We start from the raw sequence: 22,451 nt of genomic DNA, 5'->3' as shown, positions 1-22,451 counted from the left end.
TCTTTTGCTGTCAGGTATTTTCCTTAAAGATTGAGTAAAATTTTATATTTACTTCTTAAGTAGATGTGAATAATTTTTACTATTGAATCCAGGCTTTCAAGTGTTTACTTTTGATTGGTACGTAAGTAAAAACCCTAAAATTTAGGATATTAATACTGATATTTCACAATAATAGTGACTAAATGAGCGATCGCCCTTGTATTTTCTCTTTTTTTGCTGGGTCAGGTTTCCTCGATTTAGGTTTTGAAACCAGTGGATTTAACATTGTTTATGTTAATGAAATTTTTTCCCCATTCATGGCAGCATACCGCTATTCACGGCAGGTTCTCAATCTAGAGTTACCAAAATACGGATATCATCACGGCGAAGCAGGAGACGTAAGTAAACTTACCCAAGGTTCACAAGCACAAGACATTTGCGAGTTAGTTCAAGACTGCCGTAAATTTAATGATATTGTTGGCTTTATTGGCGGGCCTCCCTGTCCTGATTTTTCTATTGGTGGAAAAAACAGAGGACATTTGGGAAATAATGGCAAGCTTTCAGCTTCCTATGTTGAGTTAATTTGTCATAATCTTCCAGATTTCTTTTTATTTGAGAATGTTAAGGGTTTATGGAACACAAAAAAACATCGTTTATTTTTTGAATCCCTAAAACAACGATTACAGCAAGAAGGATATATATTAACAGAGCGATTAATTAATTCTATTGAATATGGTGTTCCCCAAGATAGAGAAAGAATTATTTTGATTGGATTCCAAAATAATTTTATCAATGATCTGGGCAGAAAAATTAGTAGACAAGAATTACTAAATGAAGATATTTTTCCCTGGAAAAATTACATTTTATACGATAAAAAAAAGGTTTTTGCTTACCCATGGCGTAAGTGCGATTTATTCCAAGAAAATTCTATTATGCCTTGTCCTAAAAATATTCCTCAAGAATTAACAGTTGAATTCTGGTTTAGAAAAAATAATGTCATCAAGCATCTAAATGCTGAACATTACTTTCAACCAAGAGCAGGGATAAAAAAGTTTGCTGGTGTTGATGAAGGAGATGATTCTAAGAAGTCTTTCAAGCGTCTTCACAGATGGCGCTATTCTCCAACAGCTTGCTATGGAAATAATGAAGTACATTTACATCCTTACAAAATCCGGCGAATTTCTGTAGCAGAAGCTTTAGCTATCCAATCTTTACCTGCAAATTTTGTGCTTCCAGAGAATATGTCACTGACGAATATGTTTAAAAGTATTGGTAACGGTGTACCATACTTGGCATCGAAAGCGTTAGCTCAAACTATTATTCAGTTCTTAGTAAGTGGCGTGACAAATACTGTTGATATTCCTAACCTTACTGGCACTTAATGTCAACTTAAATACTTACAGTAATTATGAAACATCTGCACATCTAACATCCCAGATTAAGTCGGCAGCTTATTTTCAGGATAAACTCGTAATAAATGTGGTTTAATATATATATAAGAAATGTTTTAATTTTTTATAAACTTTAATAATCTATCACTGGCAGAAGACACGATGGCAGCAGACTATCCAGACATTGATATTGCGCCATTTATCGATCACGCCCTGTTAATGCCAACGGCTACTCCAGAGCAAGTTGAGCAATGGTGTGAAGAAGCATACAGATTTAATTTTGCGGCGGTTTGTCTGTACCCTGCCCATGTCAAACAAGCAGTTGAACTCCTCCACGGTAAGAACCCGAAAGTCTGTACAGTGATTGGCTTTCCTGCTGGTGCGACGACTTCAGCAGTCAAGTTGTATGAGGCTCAAGAAGCAGTGGAAAGTGGGGCTACTGAGTTGGATGTAGTAATCAACTTGGGCTGGTTGAAAGCTGGCAAAACCGAACAAGTGCATCGCGAAATTGCCGAAATTTGCGAGGAGACTGGACAAACTGTGAAGGTAATTTTGGAAACTAACCTTTTGACAGATGCGGAAAAAAAAATAGCTGCTGAAATCTCTATGGATGCAGGAGCAAGTTTCTTAAAAACCAGTACTGGTTGGAATGGTGGTGCCACAGTAGCAGATGTCAGGCTTTTGAAGGAATTAGCGAAAGAAAGGGTGGGAATTAAAGCTTCAGGTGGTATCCGTACTATCAATCAAGCTCTAGACTTAATCGTAGCAGGTGCTATTAGATTAGGGACATCTCGCGGTATCGATTTGATCCGCCAGCGCGATAACTTGGAAAAGGGTGAATAGTCATTTGGCCTTTGTCATTTGTCCTTATCTTATTCACTAATGACCAATGACCAATAACCAATGACTAATGAGTAGAACCTACAAAGCAACCGGAATTAATCTTAAAACCCAGGCGCTCGGAGAATCGGATAAAATAGTGACAATTTTGACACCAGAATTCGGTCTAGTTCGAGCAGTGGCTCCAGGGGCACGCAAGCACAACTCCAGCTTGGGCGGTAGGAGCGGTATGTTCGTTGTTAATGAACTCTTGATTGCCAAAGGGCGATCGCTCGATAAAATTACTCAAGCACAGACGTTAAAAACTTATCCAGGTCTAGCGAAAGATTTGGGAAAATTGGCTGCTAGTCAGTATTTAGCAGAAATAGTATTGTGTCAGGCTTTGAGCGAACAACCCCAAGAAGAACTGTATGAGTTATTCAATGAACATCTTCATCGACTGGAGGTGTTGTCTAGTGGAAATACGTCTGGTGTTTTGGCTTATCTGGCTCATGGGGTGTTTCACCTTTTAGCCTTGGCAGGACTGACGCCGCAAGTCCAAATTTGTTGCTTGTCTGGGCGACTCCTCACGCCAGACTTTACAAACCCCAACTGGCAGGTAGGATTTAGCATCCCTGCGGGTGGAACAGTTTGTTTAGAAGCTTGGGAAAGTTTGCGAACAGATGCAAAGACAAGGGGACAAGGGGATAAGGAAAATAACTCCTCATTCTTAACTCCTAACTCCTCACTTAGTGCTCATAACTTAGGACAGGCTAAACGTCCCGCTACAGCTAATAGCACTCCCAATACCCAAACAGTTGTTGTTCATCGGCAAGAAATACCTGTGATTTCTTGTCGTCCTGGTGCAATGGAACTAGCTTTGCTTCAACATCTATCGCAACCAGAGATCATGCAAATTGATGGTGCTAGAGAGCAAAACTGGTTATCTGTTGAGCAGATTTTACGCCAGTATGCTCAGTATCAATTAGGCCGCCCTATTCGCTCTGCTACCTTGATCGACTCTTATTTTGCTGCCAACCATGATGCAATCGTCTGATTTGGATACCAAAATCCTACCTTTATCACCAAGCCTGATTAAAAAACAGAATAGGGCATCAGATCATACAGTAACTAATCACCTGAGTGCCGTCTCTAAGTCTACACCTAATCAAATCAATAGCCAAGAAATGTCCCCAAAAGACGTTTCTAAAAGCGATCAAAGTTGGACACAAGAAACACCAAAAACTCATGTTCAAAGTCAATCAGAAATACCAACCCAAGACCAATTAACCACTGGTCAAGCAGCTAAAAATAATGATAGCGGCAATGGCCTAGACCTATGCAATGGGAAGAATTTGCCAGTAACCACTATTCCAGAAACAGAATCACCGAAATTACATGAGACTGGTTCAGAAAATGTAAAACAGCGGGGGTTTGTGCCAGTCTTAAAAAACTTTAATTTCCTAGCTCTTTGGGGCGGTCAAGTTTTCTGTCAACTAGCAGATAAAGTTTATTTAGTGTTAATGATTGCTTTGATTAATACTCAGTTTCAAGCTGGAAATCAGAGCATTAGTGGATGGGTATCAGCTTTGATGATGGCTTTTACTATTCCAGCAGTATTGTTTGGTTCCGTCGCAGGTGTTTTTGTAGACCGTTGGTCGAAAAAGGCTGTGCTGGTGGCAACCAATGTTTGGCGCGGTATCCTAGTTTTGTCAATTCCCTTTCTGTTGTGGTTGACTCATGATTGGAGACCCATAGGAGTGTTGCCTGTGGGTTTTTTAATCATCCTGGGTGTGACTTTTTTAGTTTCCACACTGACGCAGTTTTTTGCACCAGCGGAACAAGCAGCAATTCCTCTAGTGGTAGAAGAAGAGCATTTACTCTCAGCTAATTCGCTTTACACAACAACGATGATGGCATCGGTAATTGTTGGGTTTGCCGTTGGGGAACCCTTATTAGCGATCGCTGATAGACTTTGGTTGCAATTTAGTGGTAGTAATGGTTTAGGTAAAGAACTTTTGGTTGGTGGCAGTTATGCCATCGCTGGAATTATCTTGTTTCTGCTGAAAACTAACGAAAAACCTCACGCACCCGAAACAGAATTCCCTCATGTATTCTCTGATTTGCGGGACGGCCTGTCCTACCTCAAAGCCAATCATCGTGTCCGTAATGCTTTACTCCAGCTAATTATCTTGTTTTCTGTCTTTGCAGCTTTAACTGTTTTAGCTGTTCGGATGGCAGAAATAATTCCCAATATGAAAGCCTCGCAATTCGGCTTTTTACTTGCAGCGGGCGGTGTTGGCATTGCCGCTGGAGCAACAATTCTCGGTCAATTTGGTCAACGTTTCTCATACAGACAACTAAGCCTGTGCGGTTGTCTCGGTATGGCAGGATCGTTGATTGGTATTTCAGTGTTTACAACACATTTGTGGATAGTTTTGTTACTGATTGCCTTTTTGGGTATCTTTGGCGCACTAGTAGGCATTCCTATGCAAACTGCTATTCAGACAGAAACACCTCCAGAAATGCGTGGTAAAGTTTTTGGTTTACAGAACAATGTAATTAACATTGCTCTGTCTTTACCTTTGGCATTAGCTGGTGTAGCAGAAACTTTTGTGGGATTACAGGCAGTTTTTTTGGGATTAGCAGTGATCGTTTTTTCAGGAGTAATATTAACCTGGTATAACTCACATCAGTAGTTATCAACAGGAGCTATTATTCATTGACCTTGAAATAACTACTAATTTACTTAAAAATTTTGTCTTCGTGTTAAACTAAGTCCAGTTAAAATTTATCGCATACTTGCCGGATATCAATCTAAAGATTAGTCGGAATAAGTTGTTTATATATAAAAAATTAACAACTTATTAGTAGAATCGATAAAGCCATAAATTCACCAGTTTAATTAGCTAGAAAATTAGCTTTTTGAACTAATTTTTGGCATATTGTTGTTAACAAATACAAGCCAGCAAGTATACCACGATAAAAGCAACAAAGGACGCAAAATTAATACATTAAACCCGCTTTTCTTACAGCCAAATAAAGAATGCGTATAGCCTGGATTGGAAAAAAATCGCCCTTTTGCGGTAATGTCACTTACAGTCGAGAAATTACAAATGCCTTGCTAGACAAGGGGCATCAAGTTAGCTTTCTCCACTTCGCCCAAGAAGAATCAGAACCTGACAATTGGCCAAATCTCCAAGAGGTTTCCCTACCTTTTATTTATAAATCCCAGGTTTACACAATCCCCACTTTTAAAGCGACCAAAGTTTTAACCGAGTCGCTGCGGAAAATTAAGCCAGATGTTGTACATGCTTCTTTAACGCTATCTCCTCTGGACTTTGTTCTACCGGAAATTTGTGAGGAACTGAGGTTACCTTTAATTGCTACTTTTCATACACCATTTGCTGGAAAGGGAGCAAAACTGATCTCAGGAACACAACTTTTGGCTTATCAACTCTACGCGCCTTTTTTGGTTAACTACGATCGCGTAATTGTATTTTCCCAAATTCAGCGGGAATTATTGGCACGCATGGGTGTAAGAGAAGAAAATATTGCGATAATCCCCAACGGTGTTGATACCATCAAGTACTCTCCAGGCGCTTCTACGGTCAAAGCAGAGTTTCAAGCCGAACGCTTGTTTGTTTATCAAGGCCGAATAGCACCAGAAAAAAATGTCGAAGCCCTCTTAAGAGCTTGGAAGCAGTCGCAAATGGAGGCTAATAGCAAGCTGTTGATTGTTGGCGATGGGCCATTGAAGTCTTCTTTAGAGCCGTTTTATGGTTGGGAATACGGCATTAATTGGTTAGGATTTGTTGCTGATGAAAATCGGCGCATCGAAATTTTGCGGGGCGCAGATGTATTTATTTTGCCTTCATTGGTAGAGGGACTATCTTTATCTTTGTTAGAAGCAATGTCATCTGGGTTAGCTTGTTTGGCAACAGATGTAGGTGCAGATGGAGAAGTTTTGGAAAAGGGAGCCGGTATAGTTATTAATACCAAAACAGTGCGATCGCAATTGAGAACTCTCTTACCAGTGTTACAAGACCATCCAGAGCTAACAACCCTACTGGGACAAAAAGCTAGACAGCGTGTATTAGACCGCTATACCCTCAGTAAGAATATTAGTCTGCTGGAAGAACTTTATAAAGAAGTTTTAACACAACGACCTTTACCGCTTAGTCGTAGAGCGTAGGGAAAGGGAAAAAGTGCGATCTTACTTTTAGGTTCGTCGATGAGCTAATACTCTACTTATTAATCGATCAATTTATCTTTGAATTATCCACTAAAGGCCATCCCAAAGTTGTTGGCTGTTCATAAACTCGCTTCAAGGTATTCACATCCCTAACAGAAATAGCCGACGGGTTACGAACTTGGGAAAAGTATAAAGCATCAGTTTGTAGCGGACTATGGCCCCAAATTCCTAAAGCGTGTCCGAGTTCGTGGCGAGCTGCTGCTTGGACATACTCACCTGTTTGACTGGGGCTTAGCAAGATGGTGAAGCGGTGGAATAAAACTTTGTTGCTACTGTATAACTCGTAAGTGGTTTGTGCCGATCGCGCACGAGGTATATTACTACCAGGGGAAATTTGTAGAGGTGGCGCTTTTCGCACAATCGTAATATCCGCAACCTCTGGCTGTTGGACTACTGTCAAAGGCAGATAAGCACTCCATTCCTGCACACCCTGTAAGACACTGTTGACCCATGTTTGAGCTTGTTTTTCGCTAACGGCTTTTGGTGTTTCTACGTAAACTTTAATAGGAAATTGTGACCAAACTAAATAACCAACTTGAGTTGTTGTGACCTGGGAAAAGTAGTCACCACTGTTGGTGTTATCTTGCCACTGTGCGAGTGTGAGCGGTAGAGTATGAGGTTTTGCGAGAACGGGAGATGAGGAGATACGGAGGTTGCCCCATACCTTATACCCCACAGTACTAAAAACAACTAGCAGTCCTGTGCCAATAATTAAGCAAAGAGCTGCTAATAATCGCTGTCTAATTAATTTTTTGGGGGTTTTAGGTATTGGGTATTGCGTTTTGTTTCTCATCTCCCCCTCACCGATCTTTATTTAGGCAACCAACCAGCACTTAAAACTACTGTTAAACCAAGAAAAATGACTGTCAACGCCCAAGTAACTCGGTTCAAGGTGTTTTCTGCACTTTTAGTGCTGCTAAATAGCTGAGCTTGTCCACCAATGGCTCCAATACCATCACCTTTGGGGCTATGCAACAAAACTAAGATAATTAGACCAACGGCGGAAAAGGCCCAAATGCCTTGCACGATATTAGTAACTGTCATGGTAGCAATCTCATTTATAACAAGTTTTAAAAAGAGAATTCAGAATTTAGAATTCGGAATTCAGAAGTTAGGAGTTTACTAAAAACTCCTAACTCTTGTAGAGAGGCGATTAATCGCGTCTGTACTCAGCACTCTTTTACAAGCCTGCCTGTACGGGGGTGCGAGTGCGTTGCAGGTCATACTCTGCTGTTTTCAGCAGCGATCGCCCTGTCATTTCTGGTGGTTGAGGCAGCTGTAGAATCTCTAGAATGGTGGGGGCGATGTCGGCTAACTTGCCATCGCTTCGCAGTTCAACATTTGTACCATATCCAGGGATTTTGACTTTTTCTCCTTCCACGAGAATGAAAGGGACTGGGTTAGTTGTGTGAGCTGTCCAGGGATTACCCTCTTCATCTAGCATATACTCAGCGTTGCCATGATCGGCAGTAATAATTGTTGTACCACCAGCTTTGCTAACGCTCTCTAATAAGCGTCCCAAACAGCGATCAACTGTTTCAATGGCTGTAATGGTCGCTTCGATCTGACCAGTATGCCCTACCATGTCTGGGTTGGCATAATTAATCACAACTAAAGAATATAAACCCTTTTTAATGGCAGCGATCGCTACGTCTGTAACTGCTGTTGCTGACATCGCTGGGGCGTGGTCGTAAGTCGCTACCATTGGGCTGCTGACTAATTCCCGATCTTCACCAGGAAAAGGTTCTTCCAGACCCCCATTAAAGAAATACGTGACGTGGGCGTATTTTTCGGTTTCGGCGGTGCGGAATTGCTTAAGATTGTGATTGGCTATTACTTGTCCGAGAATATTGTTGAGATTCTGCGGCTCAAAAGCCACAGCTACGGGTAAGTCCGAGTCGTATTGAGTAAACGTGACAAACTCGAGCGGTGTGATTTGCTGTCTTTCAAAACCGTTAAATTCAGGACTGACAAAAGCTTGAGTTAGTTGTCTGGAGCGATCGGGGCGGAAGTTGAAAAATATTACCCCATCCCCTGCTTCTACCGCACCAGGAGCAATTCTGATGGGGTTGACAAATTCATCTTTTATCCCTTCGGCGTAAGATGCTTGCAAGATTTCTACAGCCTTACGACTATCGCCCACCCCATCTTGTGTCATGACATCGTAGGCGCGTTTTACCCGATCCCAACGGCGATCGCGATCCATTGCGTAGTAGCGACCGCTGAGGGTGACTATACGCCCAATTCCTATGCGGTCTATGTAGTCTTGTAGCAGCGCGATCGCTTTTACAGCTTCGGCTGGGGCGGTGTCACGACCATCAGTAATTGCGTGGATACAAACTTCTGAAATTCGCTGCTCTTTAGCTAAGTCAAGTAGTCCAAATAGATGGGTGATGTGGGAATGTACCCCTCCCTCAGAACAAAGCCCTATTAGATGTAGCTTGCCATTCCGAGAGCGAACTTCCTGGCAAATTTTGACAAGTGCTGGGTTTGAGGTAATAGAACCATCTTCGACCGCATCGGAGATGCGTACCAGTTCTTGCGGTACCACTCGCCCAGCACCAATGTTCAAATGACCAACTTCTGAGTTGCCCATTTGACCATCTGGCAACCCTACGGCTTTTCCTGATGTGTGGATGAGGGTATGCGGGTAAGCTGCCCATAAACTGTCCACAATCGGAGTTTTAGCAGCAACAATAGCGTTTCCTCGCGTCTGCTCGCAGTAGCCCCATCCGTCTAAAATGACTAGCACCACAGGAGCAACAGGTGCTTTGGTCATAGTAAAATTGCCCTTTACTTTTTGTAATACCCGAATGATACCATTGCTAATCGCCGCCGCAAGTGAATTTCTGCTTATTAACTTCTTTTATGAACTACTTGCAGCTTTTTGAGACATTTATTAAATTTTAGTAATCTTTCTATGATGCTTTTGGCCTTGAATAATAAGTGATTATTTAGTAAACTGCCATGCATTTAAGTTGCATATCAACTCGTGAGGTTGTCCTTTGTTCTTTTCATTTGTTGGTGGTAACCCATGACTCAATGACTGATGACCAATGACAGTCTTGATGAAAAAATGCAATATCTAGGTTCGTTACCTGAGTAACATTTAAACGATCTTGCAGTTATTAACTGTATGGTACAGGCTCTAATTCAGTGAAAAGCAAACAGTTATCAGTAACACTAGTAATTAGTAACTGATAACTGGAGGGCAAAAATGCTATTAATCAAGGGAGAAAACTGACAAATGATAACTGTTGAACTTTACTAGACAATTGCCCAGTTTCTCATTTTCGCTTCGTAGTAGATTTAGCAGCTTTGGCAGCTTTTTTAGCAGCTTTTTCGGCTTCTATTGCAGCTAACCTTGCTTGTTCTTTTTCCTCAGCAATTTTTTGGAGATAGTAATGATAATCTCCTAAATAAACGCGGAATTCGCCATCTCGAATTTCGACAATTTTGTTAGCTACCTGAGAGATAAAGTAGCGATCGTGGGATACAACAATTGCCGTACCATCATAATTTTGGAGGGCTTCTTCCAGCATTTCTTTTGCTGGAATGTCTAGGTGATTTGTCGGCTCATCCAATATTAATAAGTTCGCGGGACGTAAAAGCATTTTTGCCAATGCTAAACGAGCTTTTTCTCCTCCACTTAATGCCCCAACTGCCTTAAATACTGTGTCACCAGTAAATAAAAAACGTCCTAAAAGTGTGCGAACTTCTTCATTTTTCCAATCAGGAACTTCATCATGGATTGTTTCCATGACAGTTCTTTTCAAGTCCAAAGCTTCAGCTTGATTTTGTTCAAAATAACCGGGAATAACATTATGATCGCCTAATTGGACAGTACCTTCTGTCGGTGGTTCCATACCCATAATTAGGCGCAGAAGTGTAGATTTTCCTGCACCGTTGGGACCGAGAAAAGCAATGCGATCGCCTCTTTCAATTAAGAGATTCGCTCCCAAAAATAAAATCTTATCATCATAAATATGAGTAAAATCTTTGATGTTCACGACTTCGCGTCCACTGCGGGGTGCAGGAGGAAAGCGGAAGTGCAGAGTTCTCACTCCAGCTACAGGCGCTTCGATACGCTCAATTTTGTCCAGTTGCTTTTCCCGGCTTTTTGCCTGGGTACTGCGGGTAGCACTGGCACGAAATCTATCAACAAAAACTTGTTGTTTTTCTAATTCTTTTTGCTGGCGTTCGTAAGCACTCAGTTGTGCTGATTGATTTTCGGCTTTCTGTTGTAAATATGCAGAATAATTGCCGAGGTAAGTACTAGAAACACCGCGTTCAGTTTCCACAACTTGGGTGCAGAGACGGTCAAGAAATTCCCGGTCATGGGAAACTATGACCATTGGAGTAATTAGTCCCTTGAGGTAATTTTCCAGCCACTCAATGGTTTCTAAATCCAGATGGTTAGTTGGTTCGTCCAGCAGTAATAAGTCGGGTTTTTGCAACAGGATTTTACCCAAACTCATCCGCATTTGCCAACCGCCGCTAAAAGCACTGACGAGGCGATCGCCATCTTCTACCCCAAACCCCATTTCTGGTAAGATTTTTCCAATGCGCGCGTCTAAGCCATAACCATCCAAGGCTTCAAATTGGCGTTGCAAACGATCCAATTTGTTGATTAGCCGATCCAGTTCCTCTGGATCGGCCGCTTCCATGTCACGTTGTACCTGCGCCAGAGATAACTGTACTTGGTTGGCTTCTTTAAAAACCGTCCAAAATTCTTCTCTAACGGTGCGAGTGGGATCTACTTCAAACTCTTGGTTGAGGTAAGCTATGTGTAAACTCGAAGGACGAATGATTTCACCAGCTGTGGGTTCAATTTCCCCAGTGATGATTTTGAGTTGGGTGGACTTTCCAGCACCGTTGACACCGACTAAGCCAATGCGATCGCCTGGTTTAACTTCCCAGTTGATATCTTTGAGAACTTCGCCTGTAGGATAAATTTTACTGATATGTTCGAGTCGCAGCATTAAGTTTCTCTCAGGTAGGGAGTGGGTGATTGAGGACGAAGTACTAATACCGCTTCCAATATTAACAAAAATTAACTATAAATTTCTTTTAGGAAAGTTCGGGAACTGCAAGTCAAATTTGGCTTGATTGGGGCATTAAGGGACTTCCAAAAAATAAATTATCCCAATTTCGCTCCTTCAACACGACTATTCCTCCCCCATGCTCCCTGCTCCTCTGCCTTAATGCAACGGAATATTTTTTTACTTGGAAGTCCGTAAAAGGATATTTGAAAAGTCCTCTTTTCAGTACTAACACGTTCTATATTCCCCTAAATCCCCCTTTTTAAGGAGGACTAGGGGGGAGCTAAAAGTGCCTAAAATGACAGCAAAAAACTTTTCAAACAACCTCTAACTAGCAACTTGGGTTATTACTTGCATCCTTGTTTCGATTACTTTGGGTCAAATTCAAACCATTCATCTGTAGGCTCAAATTCGTCGTTAACCTTGCCTATTTTTCTTTGATGTTTCATTTGATCCTCCTGTAGCTCAGTCCTTGGACCCTCCTCTATCGTTGGCGGCTCAAGCAAAACAAGCTTATGTATATGTGTGTCGATTTTCTCAAACAGTTTAGGTAGGTCAACATATATTGGGTATATACTCCTAGCGGTTTCCAAGAACAGGCGCTTGTTCTTCTGATCTGAGACAGTACGCCAGAGCGTAGAGGAAAGGAAGGGGTTAGTTAATGACTTAACATTTAATGGCGTTGACATATTACGAATTAAGGAAAAAGCTCTAGCGATCCCTTCTTCATCTGACCAAGGTTCGCAAAACCAAGGCAATGCCTGTGACAAATCTGTCTCTTCCTTCAAAATTGCTCTTGGGTTACTACTTATTGGTTCAAGATTATCGCTGAGAAATGAGGCGCGGATAAATCGAATATCAGCGCCATTCATTGGCGGAGTCATCTCCTTCACCTCTTTGACTTCTCCTTCTTCATTCTGAGTCTTTCTCTTTAAAGCATCCCAAGAAAATTCTTCTGTGCCCCAACCCTCTTTTCCTTGAAATTCTTTTAAAATTTCTAATTGACTGGCATACAGGGAATTAGTCAGAACTTTGTATTTTTTATCATGATAAATTTTTAGCTTGCTCTCACCATTGCCATTGTTAAGGTACTGTAAGATTGCTGAATCTCCGATCGCATCAGAAATGCTCAGATGTAACACTATATTTTTACCTTTAGGATCAAGTATCGGAGGATTACCCTGCATAAGAAAGGGTATTGTATCCGTAACAATAGTGAATTCCTCCTTTTCTAAGTCTTCTACAGCTTCTTTGACAGTTGCGTATTTGTCTAATATGTACTGCGCCCAACCTGAAACTGCTAAACGTGGTTTTTCATTTTTAGGGTCATCGTTGTCGCCGTAGTAAGCCTCTGGTAGAAAAAGCAAATTGGCAACTAAGCCTTCCTCGTTCATCCCATCAGTTGTAGCCTTGCCATAGTTACACACAACAACGCTGGCATACCGAGATTCCCATTCTAGTGGGTTGTCCTTACTGTTTTTGTTAGCACCTATCCGTTCCTTTCCTGAAGGTGATGCCCATAGACTTAAGGACATATTTGGATCAGACCAATCCATCGAACGCACGGTAATGAATGAATTCTCGTCAAAGGCATAGATTGCACGGGTACAACCGAGTAATAGTAGTGGTATTAATCCAACGTGCAAATCATTCATCAAATGACTCAATGCTTGATGAATATTAAAGGATTCTTGTGTGAAATCCCAGCCTAATAGCGCAGCGATGCCAACAAATAGAACTGGTGTAACCAATAATAAAGTTCTACAGTTAAATTTCATAGGTTTGTCTTTCTACTTTTGTGTCAATTATTTTCAGTGTGTTTGGTTTCAAAATCAGTCAATCCACTCCTATAATCAGGAGTAACCCCTCTTCAAATAAGGCACATAGAAGGGTTGACGCACAAAAACGACAAAAGAATACCTGCAAAGAAGGCATACCTTTTGTATTTTTATTTACTCAAAAATTAGTAATAACTACTAATTCAGTATTTATCATAAATTCCTGGGAGGGTCAACTTATTTACAATTTATTAACCTGCTAATATACGGTTTCCGTTTAAAGCCAATACACTGGTAGGGACACAACAAAACTACTCAGGCAGTTTTTTCAACTCTGATTCCACGCCTTTATTTTTAGTACTTACGCAAGCTACGAACTTCCTTTACCTTTGCGATCGCCAGACTGCTGCTGTTTTGGTGGTGAGTCGATCTCTGACTTGGTTCTGTTTATCAACACCCTTGCTTGTGCGATCGCTATGTCGTCGGTTGCAATTACTAATTTACCAGTTGCAATGCCAATTGGAAGCGATGCAGCCTCACCTAATTCATCAAGATAAATCCGTCTGACGCGCCCACTTGTGAAAAACTCATGGTAATGTTTGATATCTCCTGTATCTAGACTTTTGTTTGGGTATAAAATTACAGCACTCCAGTTATTTTCTGGTTTATTCTGACGCAGGTATAAACATATTTCTGCAAATAGATGTGAATAAATTTCTCCATCGGCTTGAAATTGCACTTAAACAAAATAAATTTGGTTATCCCTTCCTTGGGTAGGCAGAAATACACCATCGATTCTGAAGGCTGTTTGTTTGATTTCAACTAATGAAAATTGATAAAGGCTAGCTTCTTCTGGAGGATTACCAATAAGCTCAAAGAAGATATCAGGGAATTGTTGAAACAGGCGATAAAAGATGATGTCTGTTTTCACAATTTTATATCAATTGAAGATTTTGATTTGCTGTTTATGTGTTACTTTCTTTTTCAGAACCATAACGCACTTCCAGTAATCGCTCTTTTGCCATCCCTAATATTCGTGAAAGTGGTGCTAATAAACTATCATCAAATGCTTCTCCAGCATAAATATTATTCAGTTCAGTGGGGGATAGTTTAAAAGTATCGCAGAATTTAGTAAACTCTTGGTTACTTAGGTCAAGTTCCTTTTGGCGATCGCGCAATAAAAGAGCGATCGCTCTAGTTCCGTATTTGGGACGTTCACTACTTTTGATATATCTTTGAATTAAATAATTAACTTTATTCGTGTCGCCACCTGTTTTTTTGATTAAATCAGTACAAGCTTGTTTAAGTGCTTTTTTAAAAACTTCTTCATCGTTCAAAAAACTAATTATTTCACTGGCATATTCTTGTTTAAAAAATCCAACTAAATTGCCTTGATGGTAAATTGGTATATAAGCATTGTTCATTTCAACTTGCCAGTCTAAAGGCTCATTGCGTAGCGACATAGATACCCCTTGAAATCACTTAAGATTTCACCATTTTAAAACCATTTTTTACTACCTGCCAGTGGTTATATGTTGGTAAAATAAATATAGTAATCTGGTTTTATTTCTGTCTCTTGATGTTCTATTTACAAAAATTAACAAACTTATCTAGACTTTCAGGTATCGCTCCTACCATTTTCGATTGGCGATCGCCTGAAGTTTTTTTGACAATTTTTATGTTATGAATTAATCAAGAAAAATGGTAGTAACTATCCTTGCCAGTCTGACGAGTATCGCACAGAAAATTGTCTGCGATCGCAGCATCAAATAAATAAGGGCAAGACTCTGGAAAAGTTCGTAATGGTAAGTTAGTTTCTCGTAGCGCCAAATCGACTCCTGCTTCAAAGCCATCTAACAAGGCTTCTTCTATTCGAGACTTCAAGCTAGGGTTCTGTAGCAAATGCCTGTGGATGGCACAACGCTGTTCTCGAATTGTTAAAAACCAACTGCGAGAGCGTTCTTCGGCTTGATATTCCCACTTCAAGAGGTAACCGAGTAATACACTCAGACGGCTCCCGAGTTCCCGATACTCCTGTCTGCCCAAAGCTTGAATTTCCTCTTGCAGGTGTGGCCAGTCTAGTTCCGTAACTAGCTTCTGATCTAACGCTTTAGCCTGCTGCTGTGTCCAGCCATAGAAATCTTCGTCATACAAACAAGGTTTGTCCATATCCATATATGTGAATCTTGACAGCAAGAAACCACAAGCTAGTTTGATCGGATTTTGCCTTAAATCGTCGTTAAAAAACTCAATTACGAATTACGAATTACGAATTACGAATTACGAATTATTTTAATATTCAACTGGCCTTTGCTTCATCCCCAGACGCTTCCGCCACAGCAGCAAACCTATCCGCCGCAGCCTGAACAATTTGAGCCACTTGACTCAGAGGCATGTGCTGTATCTGTCTGAGAATCAAACTTAAATCTGAGGTTTCTTGTATTGGCTTGCCATCCAAGCAACTAAGTAACTCTTGGAGTGTGTAACCCGCTCTCGCTGCGATTTTTGCCAAATATTCTGTGTCTGGCACATTTACACCCTTTTCCCACAACTGAACAGCTGTAGCAGAAACTCCCAAAAGCTTGCCAAAAGCCCGCTGGCTCATGGAACCGCGAGCTAGTTTGATGATTTCAATCAGTTTTTCTCTGCTTTCGATGTTCACTGCTTGTGTAGCTAGTCAACTGCACTTATTAGTTTAGTGAGAAACTTTAAAACTTTAGTTTATTATTGACAACTTTAATTGTTAATGGTAATTTAAATAAACATTGTAATTAAGCAACGTTCATTTAAATCCTAGAGTATAGACGCTCCTAGGTTATTTGGCATTGTTGCCAATCACACAAAAGGTGCATCATGTTTTCCAAGCCACGCCAAATAAAAAAATATCGCCGCAAAGGTCGAAATTTCATATCCTCTAATAAAATTAGACCAGAACAGTGGCAAATTTCAAACCGTGAAGCAACAGAAGCTCTCAACACCAAAGGCTATAACATCAAGCAAATCAAGAAAATTCAATGTCTGAAGCATCAGGTGTGTATTTCTTACTGGGATGGGGCAGGTAACATCTGTAGTAGCTTTTTCAGCTACCGCATTTTTGGACGTTGGCAACAAGAAGTAGAAAATTTAATTTATACCAGCCAAACCTTGAAGGAGTGGGCAAGAGTAAATTACGTTATGAAACACGAACTTGCCTATTATAAATATCCCAGTCAAATGGAAGATGTACTCTGCGCTGCATTAGAAAACCGCTTGTATGTATTAAAACTAACGTTACAACAAGCGGTTTATCAAAATTTTTACTAATAAAAATTAATTAGCGCTAGCAGTTGCCAATTCAGCTAGACGTTCCTGTTGGTCTTGGGAGATACAAGATTGGATAATAGTCTCTAAATCGCCTTCCAAGACAGGATTAAGAGAATAGTTTTGACTTAATCGATGGTCGGTAACGCGGTTGTCTTTATAATTGTAGGTGCGAATTTTTTCCGATCGCGATCCCGTTCCAACTTGCGATCGCCGCATGGAAGTTACAGCTTCTTGTTGTTCGCGTAACTTCATTTCATACAACTTCGCCCGCAGAATTTGCATCGCCCGTTCTTTGTTTTGCAACTGGCTGCGTTCTTCTGTACAGAAAATCCGAATTCCCGTTGGTTTGTGCATCAAGTCAACGGCTGTTTCCACCTTGTTGACGTTTTGCCCACCAGCACCGCCAGAACGAGCCGTGGTCATTTCAATATCCTTCGGGTCAATGTGGATTTCCACATCATCCACCTCTGGCATAATCGCCACCGTAGCAGTGGAAGTATGAACCCGTCCGCCTGCTTCTGTCAGGGGCACCCGCTGTACGCGATGCACTCCAGCTTCAAACTTTAGCTGACTGTAAACGTCGTCACCTTTAATTTCCAGAATCACCTCTTTCCAGCCACCCATTTCTCCCAGAGATTCGCTCACTAGGGAAACTTTCCAACCTTGAGTCTGGGCGTAGCGAGTGTACATCCGCATCAAATCGCCAGCCCAAATACTGGCTTCATCGCCACCAGTGCCAGCGCGAATTTCCAACATGATATTCTTTTCATCATTAGGGTCGCGTGGTAACAGTAAGACTTTCAAGCGAGTCTCTAAGTATTCTATTTTTTCCTCAAGTTCATTTACTTCCAGTGCTGCCATTTCTTGCAACTCTGGGTCACTGGCAGATTCTTTGTAAACCTGACGCGCTCCTATCAAGTCTTCTTGGGCTATTTTCCAAGTTTCATAGGTATTAACTACCTCTTCCAAAGAAGAACGAGACTTAGCAATTTGTTGATATTCATCAGGATTGCTAGCGGTATCCGGGTCGCCAAGACGACGTGTTAATTCATTAAAGGTTTGTTCAACGGATTTTAGTTTGTCCAGTAAGTATGATTCAGCCATGACGAGTGCGATCGCTCCTTAAAAAAATAACAAATTGGCTCGAGCATATAAATGACAATCGACCCCGAAAAATGCAGGGTCGTCGTTAACAGCAGAGCCAACCCGCTACTTTTTCTTTTTGGTGCCAGAGCTTTGTTCGCTGGACATGCCGTATTTGCGGAGGAAACGTTCAACTCGACCCTCGGTGTCAATAATCTTCTGAGTGCCTGTGTAAAATGGGTGATTTCCAGACCAAACATCTACGTGCAATTCTGGCTTGGTAGAGCCAACGGTCATGACAACTTGGCCGTTACAGTAGACTTTAGCGTCTGGATACCACTTGGGGTGAATATCAGATTTAGCCATTGTTCCTTTTGTGGTGAATCTATAAGAATTATAACTTTTAGGATGGAATCGGAGCTAGGGGTTAGGGACTAAGGGCTGGGGACTAGGAAATAAATATTTAGGAATACTTTCTCACTACCCAATTCTCAGTACCCAATCCCCAGTACCCAGTACCCAATCGCTAACGCTTAGAGTACTGAGGCGCTTTCCGGGCTTTGTGTAAACCATATTTTTTCCGCTCTTTTGCCCGAGGATCGCGAGTGAGATAACCTTCGGTTTTTAAAGGTGGGCGGTTGTCTGGGTCTAATTGACATAAAGCACGAGCAACTCCCAAACGAACAGAATCAGCCTGTCCAGTCAAGCCGCCGCCTTCTGCTTTTACCAAAATGTCGTATTCATTTTCTAGTCCCAAAGTTTCCAAGGGTGCTTTGATGACTCCCAAGTAATTGGCATTGAATTGGAAATACAAGTTTCCATCTTTACCGTTGACAGTCAGTTGACCAGTACCTGGAACTAGACGTACTCTTGCTACTGCGGACTTCCGGCGACCAGTACCCCAGTACACAGCGCGGCCGCTATTGGTGTCTACTGCTACCATTAATTTTCTTCTCCAGGAATTGTATTAATTTTTAGTTCTTTGGGTTTTTGAGCTTCGTGGGGATGAGTTGGCCCAGCGTAAACTTTCAGCTTGGTGAATAACTGCTTACCCAGGCTATTTTTGGGTAGCATACCTTTGACAGCGTGTTCTAAAATGCGCTCAGGTAGGCGCTGCTGCAACTTAGCAAAGGTTTCCGTTTTCATCCCGCCGGGACGACCAGAATGGCGACGGTAGACTTTTTGAGTGCGCTTTTTGCCTGTGACTGCTACTTTCTCGGCATTGACAACGATCACGAAGTCACCTGTATCTAGGTGGGGTGTAAATTCGGGTTTGTTTTTGCCTCTGAGGATTTGAGCAATTTCACTGGCGAGGCGTCCGAGGCGTTTATCGGTAGCGTCTACTATGTACCACTCACGCTCAAGGGATGCCTGAGGAGGAAGGTATGTTTTAACTATTGTCATTTGTTATTTGTCCTTTGTCCTTTGTAATTTGCCATTTGTCCTTCGTCCTTTATCCCTTGTCTTTTGTTATTCACTAATGAGCAATACTTCTCTACGAGAGGCTGCGCCAACAGCTTCTCTACGAGACGCTACGCGTAGCTTGCTTCTCCGTAGGAGTACAGTCAGTACAAGTGACTAATGACTCTTGAGCAATGACCAACTTTGGCAGGGTATCGTACCAAATCTCTTTGGGAAAGGGAAAATCTGGATAACCAACTCGCAACAAACATAAACCTTGAGCTGGTGCGGCGTGTTTGACTTCTTGGCGGCGTTGATCTTTCCAGATTTCGGTGAAGTTGGAAAGTGTACGTTCTCCAGAACCTACTTGTACAAGCATTCCTACCAACAGACGTACCATGCCATACAAAAATCCATCTGCCTGTATTTCAATATGGATAAACGGCCCACTGCGACGACATTCTGCTGCTTGTACCTCTACCCAGGAATGCGATCGCTTTGAGCCTGCACGGTGAAAAGCAGCTAAGTGATGCTTTCCCAAGAGAGGTTTGAGGGCAGCTTGGATTAATGATTCATCCAGGGGTGCATAATAATAATGCCAACTGAAGGGTTTCACGAACAAGTTAAGTCGATCTTCAGTGTATATTGTGTAGCGATACCGCCGATAGGCTGCGCTAAAGCGGGCGTGCCAACGGCAGTCTACACCAGCTGAAGCCCTGATTAATATATCTGGTGGCAGATAGCTGTTGAGGATTGTTGCCCACTTGTGAGCCGGAATTAAACCTGTTGCTTCAAAATGGGCGACTTGAGCAGCAGCGTGGACTCCGGCATCAGTTCGTCCTGCGCCGTGTAATGTCACATGATGTCCAAGAATAGTAGCGATCGCTTTTTCTATCTCTTCTTGGACTGTACGCTGGTTCTTTTGCCGTTGCCAGCCATGAAAATGAGTGCCCAGGTATTGGATTACCAAGGCTACTCGATGAGTTTGTGTAGGCTGGTGGCTTTCTAACATACAGATTTTGTCCTTTGTCTTTTGCCTTTTGTCATTTGTCCCTTGTTTTTTGCTAATGACTAATGACTAATGACTAATGACCAATGACTTAAACCAACTCAAGTATTGCCATCTCAGCTTTATCCCCCCGACGCGGTATTGTATGCAGGATACGGGTATAACCGCCCTGACGATTACCATACCGAGTGGGAGCTTGTTCAAACAAAGCGTGAACTAGGGCTTTGTCGAAGATGTAGCCAAGGGCTTCCCGACGTGCTGTCAAGGAGCCGTTTTTGGCTAGGGTAATCATTTTATCTACTTCACTTCGCACAACTTTAGCGCGAACTAAAGTGGTGGTGATTTTACCATGACGGATCACTTCGGTGGTGAGTGATCGCAGTAAAGCACGGCGCTGGTCTGCTGGTTTACTAAGTTGTTTGACGCGACAACGGTGACGCATAATTAAGCACTTATGAAATACAAACGGTTTTCATATCATGTCCAACTAATCACTTATCAAAAAACTCTCCGCGTTTTTGCGTCTCCGCATCCGGGTGTGTATTAAATGATAAGTAATCAACCAGACTCGATATCTAGGGGTGTTTAGAGCCTCTTTCTTGGGGCAAGGTGATGCCCAAGCGACGCTGCAAAGCTTCTACGACCTCTTCTGCTGACTTTTGACCAAAGTTTTTAATTTCTAGGAGGTCTTCTTGGGTATAATCCAACAAGTCGGCTACAGAATTCACTTGTGCCCGTTTGAGACAGTTATATGCCCGTACAGAAAGTTGCAACTCTTCGATTGGAATCTGAGCAGTTGGGTCTTCTGAAATTTCCGAACCTGTATCTGTTGGTTCTAGGGAAATGTCTTTCAACGGGTTGAATAAATCTACCAAGATTCCAGCAGCAGAGGATAGTGCTTCTTGGGGAGAGATGCTGCCATTTGTCCAAACTTCCAACAAAAGTCGGTCTTTGGTAATTGAGCCATCCCCACGAGCTTCTTCGACACTATAGTTTACTTTTCGCACTGGCATGAACACCGAGTCGATTTGGAGAAAGTCCAACGATGTAGCTTCCTCACGTCCTCGCTCTACGGTGCGATAACCTTTACCTTTCTCAATCCGAAATTCCATTTCCAGCTTTCCACCCTCGGCAATGGTGGCTACATACTGGGTCGGATCGATGACTTCTACTTCACTAGGTAAATCAAAATGTGCCGCAGTAATTGTTGCTGGCCCGTTAATGAGTAATCTACCAATTTGAGGTTGCGAGGAATAGTTTTTCAGGATAACTTCCTTCATTCTCATGAGGATTTCCAGCACGTCTTCCCGCACGCCAGGGACTGTAGCAAACTCATGTGAAACGCCTGCAATCCGGACTGCTGTAACTGCCGTACCCTCTAAATTGGACAGTAAAACCCGCCGCAGTGCGTTGCCAACCGTTGTTCCTTGACCGCGCTCTAGAGGTTCCAAAACAAATTTACTGTAATGGTTGCGGCTTTCTTCAGTATTAGACTCTACACATTCAATTTGAAACTGCGCCACGGATTAGCCTCCCTTTTTTAAGGTGCTGCTAGCAGACAAATCTATTGCCTCCCGAATTGAGTGTCAATTTTCGATTTTTGATTTTTGATTTTTGATTGTGCTTTTTCGGTTCATTTCACCCCACTTATGGGCGGAATAAATCTCAAAGATCCTTGATGGGCTTAGCTACGCTATCATCAACTTAAAATCTACTAAGCCCATACCCTTATTCGGGATTAATCTCAAATCGCAAATTTCAAATCCAAAATTGATTGATGATATTTTGGGTTGACCGAAGTTTAACAGCTTTCCCTGTGGTGGAAAACCTGAGGGCTTCTGGTCGCCCAAGCTGTCCAAAGTTTCAGCCTTGATTTAATGCAGTTTCGACACTAGACGCCCAAGCGGTCATTGCAAGTGACTTGACTTGACTTTGGCTGCAACTTCTCGTCCTCACCGCCCAAGTCTTGATGATTAAACTCGACGGCGCTTGGGTGGACGGCAACCATTGTGAGGAATGGGGGTAATATCCCGAATCAGTGTAATTTCCAGCCCTGCGCCTTGAAGTGCGCGGATAGCTGTTTCTCTACCTGCTCCTGGACCACTGACCATTACTTCAATTTGGCGCATTCCTTGATCGATGGCTCGACGGGCTGCACTTTCGGCTGCGGTTTGCGCTGCAAAGGGAGTTCCCTTTTTTGCTCCCTTAAAGCCGCTAGAACCAGCACTAGCCCAGGAGATAACATCTCCATTTTGATCGGTAATGGTGACAATGCTATTGTTGAAAGTAGACTGGATGTAAGCCATCCCATTGGGGACGTTCCGCTTCTGCTTTTTGCTCCCAGATTTTTTAGTTGGTTGTCTCGCCATACTTGTTGTGTTGATTTAAGGT

Annotated in this window: 22 protein-coding genes and 1 pseudogene; 6 read left to right on the top strand and 17 right to left on the bottom strand. The window is 42.1% G+C overall.

The window, feature by feature from the left end; translation table 11 throughout:
• The first annotated feature begins 182 nt into the window (after positions 1-182).
• The 5 genes from ACM0OY_RS09980 (at position 183) to ACM0OY_RS09960 (ending at position 6,384) form a co-directional block, all read left to right on the top strand.
• Positions 183-1,361: a DNA cytosine methyltransferase gene (locus tag ACM0OY_RS09980; protein ID WP_414568693.1), complete on the top strand. Its 1,179-nt coding sequence runs from the start codon at positions 183-185 to the stop codon at positions 1,359-1,361.
• 171 nt (positions 1,362-1,532) lie between these two features.
• Complete coding sequence (gene deoC, locus ACM0OY_RS09975) at positions 1,533-2,213, top strand: deoxyribose-phosphate aldolase (RefSeq protein ID WP_414568692.1); 681 nt, start codon at positions 1,533-1,535, stop codon at positions 2,211-2,213.
• Between the two features lie 67 nt (positions 2,214-2,280).
• Positions 2,281-3,246 carry a DNA repair protein RecO gene (gene recO / locus ACM0OY_RS09970; RefSeq protein WP_414568691.1) on the top strand — a complete coding sequence of 322 codons (966 nt, stop codon included), beginning with the start codon at positions 2,281-2,283 and terminating at the stop codon, positions 3,244-3,246.
• On the top strand, positions 3,233-4,888 hold the full coding sequence (locus tag ACM0OY_RS09965) for an MFS transporter (protein ID WP_414568708.1): 1,656 nt from the start codon (positions 3,233-3,235) through the stop codon (positions 4,886-4,888). The genes recO and ACM0OY_RS09965 overlap by 14 nt, the downstream gene beginning before the upstream one ends.
• 347 nt (positions 4,889-5,235) lie before the next feature.
• Positions 5,236-6,384 carry a glycosyltransferase family 4 protein gene (locus ACM0OY_RS09960; RefSeq protein WP_414568690.1) on the top strand — a complete coding sequence of 383 codons (1,149 nt, stop codon included), beginning with the start codon at positions 5,236-5,238 and terminating at the stop codon, positions 6,382-6,384.
• Positions 6,385-6,451: 67 nt separating this feature from the next.
• Here ACM0OY_RS09960 and ACM0OY_RS09955 read toward each other — a convergent pair whose 3' ends face one another.
• The 9 genes and pseudogenes from ACM0OY_RS09955 to ACM0OY_RS09915 form a co-directional block, all read right to left on the bottom strand.
• Positions 6,452-7,237 carry a peptidase gene (locus ACM0OY_RS09955; RefSeq protein ID WP_414568689.1) on the bottom strand — a complete coding sequence of 262 codons (786 nt, stop codon included), beginning with the start codon at positions 7,235-7,237 and terminating at the stop codon, positions 6,452-6,454.
• A 17-nt stretch (positions 7,238-7,254) separates the two neighbouring features.
• Positions 7,255-7,488, bottom strand: a complete 234-nt coding sequence (gene secG, locus ACM0OY_RS09950) for a preprotein translocase subunit SecG (RefSeq protein WP_096536948.1) — start codon at positions 7,486-7,488, stop codon at positions 7,255-7,257.
• A gap of 136 nt (positions 7,489-7,624) precedes the next feature.
• The gene (gene gpmI, locus ACM0OY_RS09945) at positions 7,625-9,223 is read right to left on the bottom strand and encodes a 2,3-bisphosphoglycerate-independent phosphoglycerate mutase (protein WP_414568688.1); all 1,599 of its coding nucleotides are present in this window, start codon (positions 9,221-9,223) and stop codon (positions 7,625-7,627) included.
• A 508-nt stretch (positions 9,224-9,731) separates the two neighbouring features.
• Complete coding sequence (locus ACM0OY_RS09940; protein ID WP_414568687.1) at positions 9,732-11,426, bottom strand: ABC-F family ATP-binding cassette domain-containing protein; 1,695 nt, start codon at positions 11,424-11,426, stop codon at positions 9,732-9,734.
• Positions 11,427-11,854: 428 nt separating this feature from the next.
• On the bottom strand, positions 11,855-13,237 hold the full coding sequence (locus tag ACM0OY_RS09935) for a linear amide C-N hydrolase (RefSeq protein WP_414568686.1): 1,383 nt from the start codon (positions 13,235-13,237) through the stop codon (positions 11,855-11,857).
• A gap of 430 nt (positions 13,238-13,667) precedes the next feature.
• A pseudogene (locus ACM0OY_RS09930) lies at positions 13,668-14,195 on the bottom strand (Rpn family recombination-promoting nuclease/putative transposase); the annotation flags it as partial.
• A 34-nt stretch (positions 14,196-14,229) separates the two neighbouring features.
• Positions 14,230-14,727, bottom strand: coding sequence for a hypothetical protein (locus tag ACM0OY_RS09925; RefSeq protein ID WP_414568685.1), 498 nt, complete (start codon positions 14,725-14,727; stop codon positions 14,230-14,232).
• Positions 14,728-14,956: 229 nt separating this feature from the next.
• A complete protein-coding gene (locus ACM0OY_RS09920) occupies positions 14,957-15,439 on the bottom strand; it encodes a DUF29 domain-containing protein (protein WP_414568684.1) in 483 nt (160 codons plus the stop codon).
• A 124-nt stretch (positions 15,440-15,563) separates the two neighbouring features.
• Positions 15,564-15,926, bottom strand: a complete 363-nt coding sequence (locus ACM0OY_RS09915) for a helix-turn-helix domain-containing protein (RefSeq protein ID WP_190954657.1) — start codon at positions 15,924-15,926, stop codon at positions 15,564-15,566.
• A 191-nt stretch (positions 15,927-16,117) separates the two neighbouring features.
• On the opposite strand from ACM0OY_RS09915, the gene ACM0OY_RS09910 reads away from it, so the two are divergent.
• Complete coding sequence (locus ACM0OY_RS09910; protein WP_414568683.1) at positions 16,118-16,567, top strand: hypothetical protein; 450 nt, start codon at positions 16,118-16,120, stop codon at positions 16,565-16,567.
• A gap of 6 nt (positions 16,568-16,573) precedes the next feature.
• Here the strand turns inward: ACM0OY_RS09910 and prfA are convergent, their stop codons facing one another.
• The 8 genes from prfA to rpsK form a co-directional block, all read right to left on the bottom strand.
• Complete coding sequence (prfA, locus tag ACM0OY_RS09905) at positions 16,574-17,671, bottom strand: peptide chain release factor 1 (protein ID WP_414568682.1); 1,098 nt, start codon at positions 17,669-17,671, stop codon at positions 16,574-16,576.
• A gap of 105 nt (positions 17,672-17,776) precedes the next feature.
• Positions 17,777-18,016, bottom strand: a complete 240-nt coding sequence (rpmE, locus tag ACM0OY_RS09900; protein ID WP_096536955.1) for a 50S ribosomal protein L31 — start codon at positions 18,014-18,016, stop codon at positions 17,777-17,779.
• Positions 18,017-18,176: 160 nt separating this feature from the next.
• On the bottom strand, positions 18,177-18,593 hold the full coding sequence (gene rpsI / locus ACM0OY_RS09895) for a 30S ribosomal protein S9 (protein ID WP_073641967.1): 417 nt from the start codon (positions 18,591-18,593) through the stop codon (positions 18,177-18,179).
• Positions 18,593-19,048: a 50S ribosomal protein L13 gene (gene rplM, locus ACM0OY_RS09890; RefSeq protein ID WP_414568707.1), complete on the bottom strand. Its 456-nt coding sequence runs from the start codon at positions 19,046-19,048 to the stop codon at positions 18,593-18,595. The genes rpsI and rplM overlap by 1 nt, the downstream gene beginning before the upstream one ends.
• Before the next feature lie 124 nt (positions 19,049-19,172).
• On the bottom strand, positions 19,173-20,063 hold the full coding sequence (truA, locus tag ACM0OY_RS09885; RefSeq protein ID WP_414568681.1) for a tRNA pseudouridine(38-40) synthase TruA: 891 nt from the start codon (positions 20,061-20,063) through the stop codon (positions 19,173-19,175).
• Positions 20,064-20,151: 88 nt separating this feature from the next.
• A complete protein-coding gene (gene rplQ / locus ACM0OY_RS09880) occupies positions 20,152-20,502 on the bottom strand; it encodes a 50S ribosomal protein L17 (RefSeq protein WP_414568680.1) in 351 nt (116 codons plus the stop codon).
• A gap of 133 nt (positions 20,503-20,635) precedes the next feature.
• Positions 20,636-21,583, bottom strand: a complete 948-nt coding sequence (locus tag ACM0OY_RS09875; RefSeq protein ID WP_414568679.1) for a DNA-directed RNA polymerase subunit alpha — start codon at positions 21,581-21,583, stop codon at positions 20,636-20,638.
• Between the two features lie 450 nt (positions 21,584-22,033).
• Positions 22,034-22,429, bottom strand: a complete 396-nt coding sequence (gene rpsK, locus ACM0OY_RS09870; protein WP_010998331.1) for a 30S ribosomal protein S11 — start codon at positions 22,427-22,429, stop codon at positions 22,034-22,036.
• Between the last annotated feature and the right edge of the window lie 22 nt (positions 22,430-22,451).

The organism is Nostoc sp. CCY 9925, from assembly GCF_963920935.1.
Lineage (GTDB): Bacteria > Cyanobacteriota > Cyanobacteriia > Cyanobacteriales > Nostocaceae > Nostoc.
Note: the sequence above shows the minus strand (reverse complement) of the source record. Positions and strands in the feature narration are given on the sequence as shown.